The 13,854-nt window shown below is 49.4% G+C and carries 13 protein-coding genes; 4 read left to right on the top strand and 9 right to left on the bottom strand.

What is annotated here, in order from left to right; translation table 11 throughout:
* Together CLOSYM_RS00275 and aroD are read left to right on the top strand one after the other, a co-directional pair.
* On the top strand, positions 1-737 hold a 737-nt coding region (locus CLOSYM_RS00275), incomplete at its 5' end, for a substrate-binding domain-containing protein (protein ID WP_021640490.1).
* A 201-nt stretch (positions 738-938) separates the two neighbouring features.
* Positions 939-1,691 carry a type I 3-dehydroquinate dehydratase gene (gene aroD / locus CLOSYM_RS00270; protein WP_003504775.1) on the top strand — a complete coding sequence of 251 codons (753 nt, stop codon included), beginning with the start codon at positions 939-941 and terminating at the stop codon, positions 1,689-1,691.
* 357 nt (positions 1,692-2,048) lie between these two features.
* On the opposite strand, the gene CLOSYM_RS00265 is transcribed toward aroD, so the two are convergent.
* From CLOSYM_RS00265 to CLOSYM_RS00225, 9 genes are all read right to left on the bottom strand, one after another.
* Positions 2,049-3,485, bottom strand: coding sequence for an aldehyde dehydrogenase family protein (locus CLOSYM_RS00265; RefSeq protein ID WP_003504773.1), 1,437 nt, complete (start codon positions 3,483-3,485; stop codon positions 2,049-2,051).
* Positions 3,486-3,765: 280 nt separating this feature from the next.
* Positions 3,766-4,719, bottom strand: coding sequence for a transketolase family protein (locus tag CLOSYM_RS00260; protein ID WP_003504772.1), 954 nt, complete (start codon positions 4,717-4,719; stop codon positions 3,766-3,768).
* The gene (locus CLOSYM_RS00255; RefSeq protein WP_044902003.1) at positions 4,709-5,611 is read right to left on the bottom strand and encodes a transketolase; all 903 of its coding nucleotides are present in this window, start codon (positions 5,609-5,611) and stop codon (positions 4,709-4,711) included. Before CLOSYM_RS00255 ends, CLOSYM_RS00260 begins: the two co-directional genes overlap by 11 nt.
* 155 nt (positions 5,612-5,766) lie before the next feature.
* Complete coding sequence (fsa, locus tag CLOSYM_RS00250) at positions 5,767-6,423, bottom strand: fructose-6-phosphate aldolase (protein WP_003504770.1); 657 nt, start codon at positions 6,421-6,423, stop codon at positions 5,767-5,769.
* Between the two features lie 12 nt (positions 6,424-6,435).
* Positions 6,436-7,260 carry a sugar phosphate isomerase/epimerase family protein gene (locus tag CLOSYM_RS00245; protein WP_021640488.1) on the bottom strand — a complete coding sequence of 275 codons (825 nt, stop codon included), beginning with the start codon at positions 7,258-7,260 and terminating at the stop codon, positions 6,436-6,438.
* A gap of 87 nt (positions 7,261-7,347) precedes the next feature.
* Positions 7,348-9,189 (bottom strand): thiamine pyrophosphate-binding protein, encoded by a 1,842-nt coding sequence (locus CLOSYM_RS00240; protein WP_044902002.1) that lies wholly within the window; start codon positions 9,187-9,189, stop codon positions 7,348-7,350.
* 70 nt (positions 9,190-9,259) lie between these two features.
* Positions 9,260-9,940, bottom strand: coding sequence for an aspartate/glutamate racemase family protein (locus CLOSYM_RS00235; RefSeq protein WP_009298874.1), 681 nt, complete (start codon positions 9,938-9,940; stop codon positions 9,260-9,262).
* A gap of 225 nt (positions 9,941-10,165) precedes the next feature.
* A complete protein-coding gene (locus CLOSYM_RS00230) occupies positions 10,166-11,110 on the bottom strand; it encodes a transketolase family protein (protein ID WP_021640486.1) in 945 nt (314 codons plus the stop codon).
* Positions 11,110-11,958: a transketolase gene (locus tag CLOSYM_RS00225; protein ID WP_003504762.1), complete on the bottom strand. Its 849-nt coding sequence runs from the start codon at positions 11,956-11,958 to the stop codon at positions 11,110-11,112. Before CLOSYM_RS00225 ends, CLOSYM_RS00230 begins: the two co-directional genes overlap by 1 nt.
* A 451-nt stretch (positions 11,959-12,409) precedes the next feature.
* Here CLOSYM_RS00225 and CLOSYM_RS00215 point away from each other — a divergent pair, with 451 nt between their 5' ends.
* Positions 12,410-12,946 (top strand): TetR/AcrR family transcriptional regulator, encoded by a 537-nt coding sequence (locus CLOSYM_RS00215; protein ID WP_021640485.1) that lies wholly within the window; start codon positions 12,410-12,412, stop codon positions 12,944-12,946.
* Positions 12,946-13,827 (top strand): LysR family transcriptional regulator, encoded by an 882-nt coding sequence (locus CLOSYM_RS00210; RefSeq protein ID WP_003504758.1) that lies wholly within the window; start codon positions 12,946-12,948, stop codon positions 13,825-13,827. The genes CLOSYM_RS00215 and CLOSYM_RS00210 overlap by 1 nt, the downstream gene beginning before the upstream one ends.
* Positions 13,828-13,854 lie beyond the last annotated feature (27 nt).

Genomic DNA, 13,854 nt, shown 5'->3' with positions numbered 1-13,854 from the left:
AAATCCCACCCCAACTATTGACAAAGAGCCAAAATTTCTTTATCTACGCAAACGAAGTTTTGCAAATCATGCAGCGGGTTAATAATGTGGGGAAAAATCCGGAAGAAATGAAGGGCACTTTGCGAATAGGGCTCCTGGAATCTCTGCTGTCCGGCACCACACAGCATATTTTCCCTCTGTTTAAAGCCCATTATAAAAATATTGAAGTCCATTTAAAAATGGGACAGCTCTATGAACTGCTGCCTCTGCTCCGGCAGGGACAGTTAGATATGCTTTATATATCCGGGGAGCTGAATATGGACCCCGACTTCCATTGCTGTTATAAACGAAAAGAAAATCTGGTCTTTATCTCAGCCCCGGATCATCCGCTGGCCGGCGAACATGGCGTATCTCTCGAAAATGTGCTGAGTTATCCTTTTATTGTAACAGAACTTTCAGGGACCTGTTATGGAAGATTAAACCAGCTGGCCTTTTCTCATAATCTGTCGCTGCAGCATCCGTTAATCGTTGACAGCACTATCGCAATTGCAGAACTCGTCAGCCGGGGCATGGGAATTGCGTTTTTACCAGAATATTCTGTCTCGGATTATATAAAGCAGCAGCGCCTTGCCCAGATCAGCGTAAACATCCCTCCTCAAATCTATTATAGCCAGATCCTCCATTGTAAAGATAAATGGATCCCACCTTTTATGAATGAATGGATTTCTCTTATACATGAATACCGGCCGGAACGCTGAAAAATAAAAAACACCTCCCGGAACAGCTGCTGACGTAACAAAATATGTCTTCTTTCTGATGTAATTTTACTAACATACTTTAAAGCGTTAATTTTTAGTAGTTTAATGCATAAAACTCTTGACTATTTGGCAATCTGCATTTATACTGTAAACAATATTTTAAAAACTATTGTTTTAAATCAAATTTAGGAGAAGATTGCCATGAAAAACATCGTAAAAATCAGAAACGTTGTATTCGGCGAAGGAATTCCAAAAATCTGTATTCCTCTCACCGATGCAAACATCGAGGAACTTAGTAAATCCGTTAATGAATTAAAGAGCGCACCTTTTGATATGGTTGAGTGGCGCGCAGACTTTTTTAACGATATCGAAGATCCGCAAAAACGATTTCAGGCAATGTCCTTTCTCCGGGAGCAGCTTGGCAACACACCAATCCTTTTTACCGCCAGAACCAGCGTCGAAGGCGGCAAGTTAGATATTGACACGGAGGGCCATGTAAAACTGCTCACTTCCGTCATAGATACCGGACTGATGGATTTAGTTGACGTGGAACTGTCCAGAGGCGAAGATGCCATGAAGACGATAAGAGACGCGGCGCATAAAGCAGGGATGCATATTATCGGTTCCCTCCATGACTTTGCTTCCACTCCGTCTAAGGAGCGGATTGTATATCATCTCTGTCAGATGCAGAAACTCGGCGCGGATATCGTCAAGTATGCCGTTACCCCTCAGTGCGCCAGAGATGTACTGACTCTGCTTGACGCCACCCTCACGATGCAGGAGGAGCATAATGAAACTCCTGTGATCACCATGTCCATGGGCGGACAGGGCGCAGTCAGCCGGGTATGCGGCAGCGTGTTCGGCTCCTCCATTACATTCGGAACGGCAGGTAATTCTTCTGCACCGGGCCAGCTCCCCGCAGACTTACTTTCGACATTTATCAATAACTTATAAATAGAACTTGATCGCATAAGGCATCCGCGAAATCGGATGCCTTATGCGTTTTATGTATGCTCCACCAGAAACAGGCCACAGAGCTGTCCGCCGCCCTGTGGCCTGTTTCTATTCATCGTTCTTTCATTCATCGGCGGTGTAAAACACGTGAGGGAGGAGTTTTCACGTTACTGTTTACGGCTTGCCGTTTTTTGGCATGGTGTGAACAGTAACGTTTTCACCGCCTGCCGGTCCATTCCAGGCGGACCGGCATTTTATAAATTCACGATCTGGCTAATACTGTTTAACGTAAACTATCACTATCAATCTAAGGAGTTTTGATACTACAAATTTAAGTCTGAACATTTTTCCCGGCTATTATTCTTCGTCCATACCAGGTTTAAAGAATTCACCGAACAGCTCTTCATTGGACGGCATATCTTCCGGAAGAGGACGTGCTACCCATGTTGTGTTCATGTAGTGCTTTAATGCAATGTTCTCGGAAACGATATTTCCGCCCCATGTTCCGCAGCCCATGGAAGATGTCGGAGGCATTCCGTTTGTAGCGGAACCGGAGTTGCCCTTGTTGTTTGGCTGGCGGACCATGATACGGGATACAGGTGCAGCCATGCCGAGTCTGTGGATATGCTCATCATCGAAGGAGTAGATACCACAGGAGTGGCCTTTTCCGCCTACGTTGAAGATAGCCTGCATCATGGTAAGCGCGTTCTCGAATTCACCTTCATATTTGAAGAGGCTTAACAGAGTTGTCAGCTTCTCGCTGGAGAAGAAGAACTCTTTACCGATTTCATTGATTCCGCCGCCTGTTACTGCGATGAATTTGCGGTCTTCCGGAATCTCAAAGCCTGCTGTGAGAGCCAGTTTCTGAGGGCTGATAGCAACGGTCTGCGGAAGACGGTGGCCTGTCTCATCCCACATAACCTTTTTAAGCATCTCTGCCTCTTCCTCATTTGCCAGGTAAGCGCCTTCTGCTTCCAGAGCTTTTACGAAGTCGTCATAGATGGACTCGTGGATAACCAGGTTTCCGTCACAGGAGCAGCCGGAACCGAAGTCGGAAGTCTTGGAAATACGTGTGTTGCTTGCAGCTTCTCTCTGACGCTCCGGTGTGTTACAGGTATCGTCGATGATAACTGTTGCATTTCCTGCGCCTGAACCGTATGCCGGCACACCTGCGGAGTAAGCAGATTTAACCATTGGACGGCCGCCTGTAGCGATAATCAGGTCTGCACGTTTCATCAGCTCATTGGTCAGGGAGATGGACGGCTCTTTGATTCCCTGGATGATATCAGCCGGTGCGCCTTCACGAACCAGAACTTCGCGGATGATATCAATACATTTATTTGTTACAACTTTTGCACGCGGATGCGGGGAGCAGATCATTACGTCTCTTGCCTTGATAGCGTAGATAATCTGGCCTGCCGGTGTTAAACATGGGTTTGTAGTAGGAACCAGGGAAGCGATAACGCCGACTGGTTTAGCATACTTAACAAGACCTTTTTCCGGATTTTCTTCAATGATGCCGACACTCTTGTTGCGCAGACAGTCTCTCAGGATTAATTTAATTTTGTTGCGTTTGTTTCTCTTTGTTACTTTGTCGCCGAGACCTGTCTCATCAACTGCCTCGTCACAAATTGGCGCCCATACTTTCATATCGCATACTGCGGCGGCAACTGCCTGACAAAGGCGGTCAACCGTTTCCTGGTCATATGTAGCGATAATGTCTGCAGCTACGCGCGCGCGCGCTACCATCTCTTCGATCATCTGGATCTGCTCTGGTGTTACTTCTTTAGCCATAACAACATCTCTCCTTTACATTATATGGTTTATTCTGTACCTGTCCTTTCGGTAATTTCAGTATAAGGGAACAGAAGGTAAAAGTCTAATACCAGAATTCTCTCGTTTTTATAGAGAGATTCTATGGTTACTGTTCGCACGGCAGCACGCCCCTTTTTGGCGGGGAATCTGCGCATTTACTGCGCCGAACGTGTGAAAAGGTAGTGGCCGCAGGTATTCGGCTCATCGCACAGCGATTTTAATTAGCCCAATGCCGTAACAGTTCATGCTGTCTGAACTGTTACAAATTATCGCCTGAAGACAGCCAGATACGAATTTTAACCTCGATTCCCTCCGCATCCAGGCCGTACTTTTTAAGAAGCTCCTGAGCCGGTCCTGATTCTCCAAATACATCACGGATACCGATTTTATGCACCGGTACCGGGTAATTCTCGGAGAGCACGTCGGCGACGGCGCTTCCCAGTCCCCCAATGACGGAATGTTCCTCCACCGTGACAACCTTCCCGGTTCTCTTAGCCGCCTGTATCAGAAGCTCTTCATCGATCGGCTTGATTGTATGGATATTGATTACACCGGCGCTGATTCCGTCACGCTCCAGAGCCCGGGCCGCGTCAAGACATGCCGGAACGCACAGGCCCGTTGATACGATGGTCAAGTCGGTTCCTTCCCGCAGTGTGATACCCTTTCCCAGTTCAAAATGGTAATCATCCGTATCATTGATGACGGGAACCGGCAGCCGGCCGAATCTCAGATACACAGGTCCGTCATGCTCATAAGCCGCCTTCACCGCAGCTTTTGCCTCCACGTCATCGGACGGGCAGATCACAGTCATTCCCGGTATCGTCCGCATCAGCGCTATATCCTCGTTGCACTGGTGGGTGGCTCCGTCCTCTCCCACGGAAATCCCGGCATGGGTCGCCGCAATCTTAACATTGAGATGAGGGTAACCCACAGAATTCCGCACCTGTTCAAAGGCCCTCCCTGCTGCAAACATGGCAAAGGAGCTGGCAAACGGTACCTTTCCCGATGCCGCCAGACCGGCCGCAATCCCAATCATATTACACTCCGCAATCCCGCAGTCGATATGACGTTCCGGAAACACCCCCCGGAAAATGGCTGTTTTGGTTGCCTCCGCCAGATCGGCGTCAAGCACCACCAGATTCTCATGTGTTTTACCCAGTTCCGCCAGGGCATTGCCGTAGCTTTCCCTGGTCGCAATTTTCTTATTTTCCATTTGCGTTCTCCTCCTTCCCGGCAGCTGCGGCAGACTGCTTCTCTACTGTTTTTTCTTCCTCTTCCAGCATCTCGTCAATCGCCGTGAGATCATCCATGGCCCGGCAGTATTCCTCGTCATTCGGCGCTTTACCATGCCAGGACGCCTTGTCTTCCATAAAGGAGATTCCTTTCCCCTTTATAGTCTCCGCAATGATGGCGGTTGGTTTTCCTTTGACTTTGGCCGCTTCCAGGAACGCCTCATGAAGCTGCGCCATATCGTTTCCGTCTTTCACACAAATCACGTGGAAATTAAACGCCTTGAATTTTTCGTCTATCGGGTATGCGGAGCATACCTCATCAATAGAGCCGTCAATCTGCAGATTGTTATTGTCCACGATCACCACCAGATTATCCAGCTCCCGGTAACCTGCAAACATGGCCGCCTCCCAGACCTGGCCTTCCTGCAGCTCCCCGTCTCCAAGAAGCGCGTATACGCGGTACGCCGCACCGTCCATCTTTGCCGCCAGTGCCATCCCGACCGCTGCCGAGATCCCCTGCCCCAGAGAGCCGCTGGACATATCCACGCCTTTGATATGTTTCATATCAGGATGCCCCTGAAGGTAAGAACCGATTTGGCGCAGCGTGAGCAAATCCTTCTTGGGAAAATACCCCCGCTCTGCCAGAACAGCGTACAGTCCCGGCGCATTATGGCCCTTTGATAATACAAAGCGATCCCGGCCTTCCATATCCGGCCTGGATGGATCGATATTCATTTCTTCAAAATACAGATATGTAAAAATATCAGCAGCGGAGAGTGAACCGCCGGGATGGCCGGATTTCGCCGCATGCACGGCGGTCAGAATTCCTCTGCGGACTTCATTGGCCTTCTTTTTTAATTCCAGGATTTCCATTATAACCTCTTTTCCGGCAATCAAGATTGGGCGAACGCCCGCTGCGGGCCGCATAAGCGGCGGCATCTCATTGCCTTTCATTTAAATTTGCCTGTTAATTTGAATTCGGGCCTCCTGCCGTTATCCGGCTGAAGGCCCGTACCTGCTAATTGTTACTATTCTCCAAATACCGCCAGGTAATCTTTCCTGAACTTGTCAATTCCCTCATCCGTCAGGGGATGTCTGACCATCTGCATCAGAACCTTATAAGGCACAGTGGCGATATCGGCGCCCGCCTTCGCGCAATCCGTGATATGCAGCGGATGTCTTGTCGAGGCACAGATGATTTCCGTCGTGATTTCCGGATAATTGTCGAAAATCTGTACAATATCACGGATCAGCTCTGTTCCGTCCGTGGAGATATCATCCAGTCTTCCGAGAAACGGGGACACATAGGACGCGCCCGCCCTGGCTGCCAGAAGAGCCTGGTTTGCCGTAAAAACCAGCGTTACGTTCGTTTTGATCCCTTCTGCTGAAAGTATTTTCACCGCTTTCAGACCTTCCGCCGTCATCGGAATCTTGACGACCATGTTCGGGTGGATAGCCGCAATCTCACGGCCCTCCGCAACCATATCCTCCGCTTTTTCCGTAGTGGCCTTAACTTCCCCGGATACCGGGCCGTCCACTATCTCTGTAATCTCTTTTATAACCTCATTGAAATTGCGGCCTTCCTTTGCAATCAGTGAGGGATTGGTCGTCACTCCGCAGATAATCCCCATGGCGCCGGCCTCTCTGATTTCATCCACATTGGCCGTGTCAATAAAAAATTTCATTGTCTTCCTCCTCTACAACAGCCCATTGGCCGTAAGGTAACGTTTGGCCGTATCAAGGCAGCGCGCGGCATGAGCCAGCTTGCCCCCTGCTTCTATTTCAGCGGCATTGGGAAGTTCAATCGAATAATAAGGAATTTCCGCTATCCCATGCAGCATTCCGGCAATATCAATTCCCCCTTCTCCGACGTAAAGCCGGGCCGAACGGGCCACACCCGCCATATCAGGGTGATCGTCCGGAGGAATCCAGGCCGGACCGTCGCAGAGATGGACAAAGCCGAATTTCTCTGCCGGAACCTTCTTAAGCATCTCCTGAGTCACTCCTGCCCGGTGTGCATGAAGCGTATCTACCATGAGCCTTAAATTTGGCCGGTTTACCTGATCCATTACCACCAAAGATTCCTCCAGTGTACGGACATTGGCAAATGCCATAAACTCCAGGTTAACCAGCAAATTATATTTCTGTGCCATATCACAAATTGTCTCAAGCTGGGCCAGGGAATACTCCCTGTCTGGGCTCCATACGCTTGATATCACATAGCGGGCTCCCAGCTCTGCCGCCTTTTCAAAATCTGCCTCATAAGCCGATACGTCAATTCCGTCTCCAACCCTGGCCAGCTCGATATCCAGAAGTTTAACGCCGGTACGGTTAAGAGCCGACTTCACATTTTGATATATCACCGGATTCGCCAGACGAAAATCAGGCTCTCCGGGCAGCTTCATGGATATGGGCCGCAGGCTGACTCCCTCATAGCCGCAGCGGGCTGCGATTTCAATCTGATCAGCCGGATGGGTTCCCGGTACGGTCAGATAGGCAAGTGAAAACATTTTTTCCATCATTAACCTCCTGATAACCAGGAGTCCGTCTTCCGGGTTTCGTCAAACGGAACTTTAAGTATAGGAAACCCGGAATACGAACTTCTGTGTTTAATTTAAGCAGCCGTCGTGTGATTTGGAATGGCTTGGAGCAACGTAACGGCCATTTTCCTTTTTCACAAGTTTACCCTCTTTTACGAATGCGTTTGGTGTATAAATATCATTGATATTCCAGCAGCCGGGTGTCGGTACGACGATATTTTCCATCGGAGCTTCAACCAGGAACGGACGTCCCTCTTTGTTGGCGGCAATAGCCTTCTCCAAAGCAGGTTTGAACTCTTCGGCCGAATTAACACAGATGGACTCGATTCCATAGGATTTTGCAACATCCGCCCAGCAGATGGTGTAACGCTCTCCGTCCGGTTTATAGAATACCGTGCCGAATTTCGTCTTATAGTTTGCATTTTCAAGGCCTGCGATGGTTCCGAATGCGGAGTTGTTCATTACGACCCAGGTACAGGCAATGCCATGCTCTACGGCCGTCGCCAGACAGGACGGATTAATGCCGAAGCCGCCGTCTCCCGTCAGGTTGATAACGATTTTGTCCGGTGCAGCAACCTTGCCGCCGAGAACTGCGGAAGGTCCGAATCCCATCGTAGCAAGACCGGAAGAGTGATGAATGGTTCCAGGAATGGTGATGTCAAATTCCTGTGCAACGCCATTCTTGTTCCAGCCTACATCTGTAAAGATTACTGCATCCTCCGGGATTACTTCTTTGACATCCTTGAGAATCCGCTGAGGCGTCATCGGGAAACGGCTGTCGCTTGAAATCGCAGCGTTGGACTGTTTGAAGTCTGCTTTGGCTCTTGCGATTCTGGCACGTAATTCAGGATTATTTCTACCCTCCGGACAAAGCTTTTTCACTTCCTCAAGAATCTGTCCCAGGCCAATCTTCAGGTCTCCCATTGCGCCGATTTCCACCGGATAGTTGCGGCCGATCTCCATCGGGTCAATGTCAATCTGAAGGAAGGTCGTCTTATCCGGGTCAAATGTAACGCCCTGATACCAGCTTGAGCTGTCTGCCTCGCCGAATCTTGTTCCCAGTCCCAGGATTACATCGGCATTTGTTGTAAGGGAGTGTGTGAATTCCAGTCCCCAGAAACCGGTCTGTCCAATCATCAGCGGGTGCAGGTCGGAAAGACAGCCCTGTCCGGCCAGTGTACGGGACACCGGGATATCGAGATATTCCGCCAAAGCGGCCAGTTCCTCTGACGCCTGTGACAGCAGAATGCCTCCGCCGGCGTGGAGAACCGGGTTTTTGGCCCGGGCCAGTCTTTTTGCAATGGCTTTTGCCGCTGCCGGATCAAGAGCCGGACGCATGGTTACAAGGTTTCCTTTATGTGTGCGCGCCCACAGGTCTTCATCCATTTCTCTCGAGAACATATCCATCGGAACATCCACAAGGACCGGTCCCGGACGGCCGGATTCAGCCAGACGGAACGCCTTGTCGAGAATGTCGGGGAATGCCTCAACATCGTCTACTCTCCATGCTCTTTTCACTACCGGCTCCAGAAGTTTGTACTGGTCGCCGTCAGCGTGCATCTGCACTTCCTGGTGCGGATGACGGCCATAGTAATAGCTCGGAACGTCACCGGCAATCACAACCATAGGAATGGAATCCAGTGAAGCGTTGGCAACACCTGTAATTACATTGGTAAGGCCTGGTCCGAGGTGGCACATTACTACGGACGCCTTATGGGTTACACGGGCATAGCCGTCGGCTGCGGTGGAGGCAACGCTCTCGTGCCTCGTTCCTATGTATTCGATTTTTTCACTGCGGGACAAAGCGTCCAGCATTCCGATTACGGTATGACCGCAAAGGCCGAATAATTTGGTAACGCCTCTGCGCTCCAGATAATCTACTAATAAATCAGATACCAATTTCTTGCTCATTTTGATTTCCTCCGTTATTCCTGGTTTAATTTCGTTACTGTACACACGGTAATGTTCCGCAAGGTGTTTTCTATTCATTGGCTGCCGCAATCTCATTCAGCTTATCAGCTACTGCGCTGTAACCGGAAAAGAAACTGCAGAGTAAAGGTGTCTTTATGTCTTCAAGGTCAGGCAGCAGTGCCCTCATGGATACCTGTGCCATAACAATAGCGTCGTATCCCATTTTGTCAAGCTCTCTGATGTTTGCCATCAGAATTCGGTTATGCTCCTCCGGATGACCGTCCTGCAGCGCCGCCCATGCCGCATTTTGCAGATACTGGGTACACTCCATCTTCTTTCCCTGCTCCGCGCCAATTTTCTCAATTAAACGCTGGCTTGGCCCCAGGGTGGTTTCCACTGTGGCAATCAGGGCGATTTTCGATCCCAGCCGGACTGCCTCCTGCGCCATCGGAAGGTCCACCTTCATGACCGGGATGCCTACTTCCTTTGCATAAATATCGGCTACTTCTCCTACGGTTGAACAGGAGTTTACAATCAGATCCGCTCCTGATATCTCCGCTGCCTTAGCATACAGCGTCATTCTGTCAATGACGGCCTGGGTCGGGCCTTTGGCCGCGCGGACATCACTCAGCAGGGTGCTGTCGGTGATAAATTCCACTTTTACATTGGGGACTTTCGCTTTAAGAAACGCAATTGTATCCTCCCTTTTGGCAAAACTGGTCTGTAATATGCATACATGCGGTGCTTTCATAAGAAATTCTTCCTTTCTGATGTGATTGACACTTTAATAGTTACTGTTCACAGGCAGTCTCCCGCGAGGTGTTTTTGTGCGCATTTCGCACGAAAATCCTGAGTTACACGGCGCGAAACGGTGTTTTTCGCCGTTTCTGTGCATCGCGAAGCATGTTATTGTTCGCATCATGCCGTTTTTTGGCGGGGTGTGAACAGTAACCTTTAATGGTTCCCTGTCTCCCGGCTATTTCTTCCTGGTTGTAAGTTCTTTTGCCTTTGCCACGATGGAGTCCACATCCATTCCGTGGTCACGGTAGAGCAGTTCCGGATCACCTGATTCACCAAACTTATCCTGAACACCAATCCTCTGCATCGGAACCGGCTCATTTTCAACCAGCACTTCCGCTACTGCCGAACCAAGACCGCCTAAAATTGTATGATCCTCAATCGTCATGATGGCTCCTGTCTCTCTGGCCGCCTTAATTACCGCCTCATGATCCAACGGTTTTATGGTCGCCATATCAAGCACTCTTACAAGGATGCCCTGTTCTTTTAATATCTTGGCTGCATCCAGCGCTTTTTTCAGCAGAATGCCGGATACTATCATCGTCATATCGTTTCCGTAATCTACTACGGTATTTGCTTTCCCCCATTCGAACCGGTAGATTGCCGGATCATAGATATCGGCTACCGGGTTCCTATGGAGCCTCACATAGAGAGGTCCTTTAAAATCTACTGCAGCGTGTGCCAGGGCTTTTGCCGCCACTGCATCGGCGGGCTGCACCACAGTCATGTTGGGGAAGGAGCGCATAATCGCCACATCCTCTATCGCGGCGTGGGTGGCTCCGTCTCCGCCGACCTGCAGCCCTGTATGTGTGCCAATCACGGTAACGTTCAAATTCGGATAACACACGAAAGTTCTTACCTGCTCGCAGGCTCTCATGGATGCAAATACCGCAAATGTCGCAAGAAATACTTTATTACCGCAGGCTGCCAGTCCGGCTGCTCCGCCCACCATGTTCTGCTCGGCGATTCCAAAGGAAAATTCTCTTTCCGGAAAATCTTTTCCGAACTTTTCCAGGCCGCATGCTTTAGTGTCGGCGTTGCAGACCACAAAATTCTCATTGGTCTTTGCTATCTCTATCAGTTCATGGCCGAATGCCATTCTTGTCGCAAGTGTTTTTGCCATCACACAACACCTCCTTCCTCAATCTCTGCAATCGCTTTGACAAGCTGTTCATCATCCGGCGCGGCTCCATGCCAGGATGAGTCATCCTCCATAAAGGAAACTCCTTTTCCTTTGACGGTCCGCATCAGAATCACGGTTGGACAGCGCATTGTCTTTGCCGTATGCAGGGCTGTTAATATATCTTTCATGTTATGTCCGTTTACTTCCACTACCCGCCATCCGAAGGAACGCCATTTATCTCCCAGCGGTTCCACCGTCATGATGTCGTTTACCCAGCCATTAATCTGGACTCCGTTACAATCCACAATTGCCACCAGGTTTTTCAGGTTATGGTGGCTTGCCGCCATGGCTGCCTCCCAAACCATGCCTTCCTGTATCTCTCCGTCCCCCAGCATGACGTAGGTCATATAATTCTGATGATGGAGTCTGGCCGACAGGGCCATGCCAACGCCAACCGATAAACCGTTCCCCAATGAACCGGCCGACATATCGATTCCCGGTACTTTATTCATATCCGGGTGCCCCTGGAGAATGGAGTGATACTGACGCAGGGTGTTCAGGAGTGCGGGGTCGAAGAATCCCCGGCGCGCCAGCGATGCGTACAGCACCGGGCAGGAGTGGCCTTTGGAGAGGATGAACCTGTCACGGTCCGCCCACTGCGGCTCCTCCGGCTTTATATTCATTACGTGAAAATACAGGGCTGTCACCATTTCTACCGCTGACAGAGAACCACCCGGATGACCGGCTTTTGCCGAATGGATCATGGAGATGATATCCTGCCTGATTTGGACTGCCTGTGTTTCCAGACGTTCCACGTCACGCTCTGTAAAATAATTGCGATTTTCCATAATTCAATCCTTTCCCTAAATATTGCCATATTTATTTCCTGTACTTTGAAGCCGCTCCCGGGTTGGCAGGCTATTCAGTTCAGTTCTTGTTTCTGTACTGATCTTACTACACCTGTAAGGAAAGATCCAATTCATCTTCCTGACAGTTACTATCAGTAAAAATGATAATAAGAAAAAACAACAGCCTGTCATAATCCCCCGGTTGAACGCTCCCCACTCCGGCAGCAAAGCAATGCACATCCCAACCGCAAATAATACTCCGCTGACTGTTCCCATTACCATTGCTGTAAAACTGCTCTTTTCATAAGGTTTCACCTTACTTTTATTATCTCAACAGTTGTTTGTTTATTATATTTATACTATAATAAAATCACAGTCAAAAAGCACTCCGCATCATTATCATCCGTGTTGGAGTAATAGCGCCGCAGGACTTAAAAAGTGGGGAGGTTTTATGAATATTAAAAACAACCGGCGGAGACGGGCATCAAGAGACGCGATTGAGAATATTTTTATCGAACTGCTTCAGACAAAATCACTGAACGAAATAACGGTCTCCGATATCTGTAAAAAAGCCGGATTAAACCGAAGTACATTTTACGCCAATTATATGGATATCTATCAATTGGCGGATACAATACGGGAAACACTGGAGGATAACCTAAACGATTTATATCGGTCTGAAATTGCCGGCGGCTATAACAGCAATGATTATCTGCCCCTGTTCCGCCATATCAAAGAAAATCAGCCTTTCTACAATACCTACTTTAAACTGGGCTATGACAACCAATACAAAATTTTTAAATATGATACCGCTCTGGCTCGGGATCACTTCGGCAACCGTTTTATTGATTACCACTGTGAATTTTTCAAGAGCGGTATCACTGCGATTATTAAACACTGGCTTTCAAACGGATGCCTGGAAACACCGGAGGAGATAAACGGAATTCTGATGAGCGAATACCGCGGACGCAAAATGGAGGAAACCTGATGGAAATTTATACTATGAATTATGTTCTGGCCGTAGCAGACCTGGGTAATTTTTCCCTGGCTGCCCAAGCCTGCCACGTGGGACAGCCAGCTCTGTCCCAGCAGATTGCCAAACTGGAAAGAGAGTTGGGCATCACCTTGTTTTACCGCAATTCACGGGGCGCGACTCTGACCGAGGCGGGTAAGGAGTTTGTAATACGCGCCCGGGAGATCATCCGCCGCACCGAAGCACTGGAAGCGGAAATGGCCTTCTACGCAGGCCTCCACAAAGGCAGTCTGACACTTGGGATTATCACCAGTCTGCAATGTATCGATTTCGGTGATATGCTGTCCTCCTTCTGTTATAATTACCCGGATATCTCAGTCAATATCCTTCAGGACGGCACACACCGCCTGGTGGACCTGCTGCTGGAACGCAAAATTGATCTGGGTTTCTTAAACAGGCCCCTGACTGAACTGCCGTCCAGCCTGGACTTCGCAAAGCTGGGAGAAGACTACTATTCCCTGGCGGTTCCCAGTCTCCATCCTCTGGCAAAACGGGGTATTGTGAGCCTGTCAGAGCTGAAGGATGAACACTTTATTTTTCATCAGAGCGGCCAGGTGGCATCGGAGCTTTGCCTGAACGCCTGCCGCGACGCCGGTTTCGAACCGAACATCGTCTGCCGGTCCGGCAGCCCAACCACCGGCCTCTATATGGTCCAGGGCGGGCTGGGAATCGCTTTCCTCCCTTCCGAAGAATTCCTCTCCCGTTCCCTGAATGGAGTGACAGAACTTAAACTGGAGGAACGGATTGTAAAAGAGGTAGGCATTGCGTGGAGAAAGGACTCGTCGTCACCGCTTTTGGATGCTGCAGTGCAGTTTGCTAAGGGGTGGGTTAAATAGAGATTTAACTGAGGTTGGGAGGACGCG

This window comes from [Clostridium] symbiosum ATCC 14940 (genome assembly GCF_000466485.1).
Classification (GTDB): Bacteria; Bacillota; Clostridia; order Lachnospirales; family Lachnospiraceae; genus Otoolea; species Otoolea symbiosa.
The sequence above is the reverse complement of the archived record's forward strand: the minus strand, read 5'-3'. Positions and strand labels throughout refer to the sequence as shown.

What these genes read in the sequence shown, in the direction of transcription:
- aroD (WP_003504775.1), top strand. Translation starts at nt 939, where the DNA reads ATGAAAAACATCGTAAAAATCAGAAACGTTGTATTCGGCGAAGGAATT.
- CLOSYM_RS00265 (WP_003504773.1), bottom strand. Translation starts at nt 3,485, where the DNA reads ATGGCTAAAGAAGTAACACCAGAGCAGATCCAGATGATCGAAGAGATG.
- CLOSYM_RS00260 (WP_003504772.1), bottom strand. Translation starts at nt 4,719, where the DNA reads ATGGAAAATAAGAAAATTGCGACCAGGGAAAGCTACGGCAATGCCCTG.
- CLOSYM_RS00255 (WP_044902003.1), bottom strand. Translation starts at nt 5,611, where the DNA reads ATGGAAATCCTGGAATTAAAAAAGAAGGCCAATGAAGTCCGCAGAGGA.
- fsa (WP_003504770.1), bottom strand. Translation starts at nt 6,423, where the DNA reads ATGAAATTTTTTATTGACACGGCCAATGTGGATGAAATCAGAGAGGCC.
- CLOSYM_RS00245 (WP_021640488.1), bottom strand. Translation starts at nt 7,260, where the DNA reads ATGATGGAAAAAATGTTTTCACTTGCCTATCTGACCGTACCGGGAACC.
- CLOSYM_RS00240 (WP_044902002.1), bottom strand. Translation starts at nt 9,189, where the DNA reads ATGAGCAAGAAATTGGTATCTGATTTATTAGTAGATTATCTGGAGCGC.
- CLOSYM_RS00235 (WP_009298874.1), bottom strand. Translation starts at nt 9,940, where the DNA reads ATGAAAGCACCGCATGTATGCATATTACAGACCAGTTTTGCCAAAAGG.
- CLOSYM_RS00230 (WP_021640486.1), bottom strand. Translation starts at nt 11,110, where the DNA reads ATGGCAAAAACACTTGCGACAAGAATGGCATTCGGCCATGAACTGATA.
- CLOSYM_RS00225 (WP_003504762.1), bottom strand. Translation starts at nt 11,958, where the DNA reads ATGGAAAATCGCAATTATTTTACAGAGCGTGACGTGGAACGTCTGGAA.
- CLOSYM_RS00215 (WP_021640485.1), top strand. Translation starts at nt 12,410, where the DNA reads ATGAATATTAAAAACAACCGGCGGAGACGGGCATCAAGAGACGCGATT.
- CLOSYM_RS00210 (WP_003504758.1), top strand. Translation starts at nt 12,946, where the DNA reads ATGGAAATTTATACTATGAATTATGTTCTGGCCGTAGCAGACCTGGGT.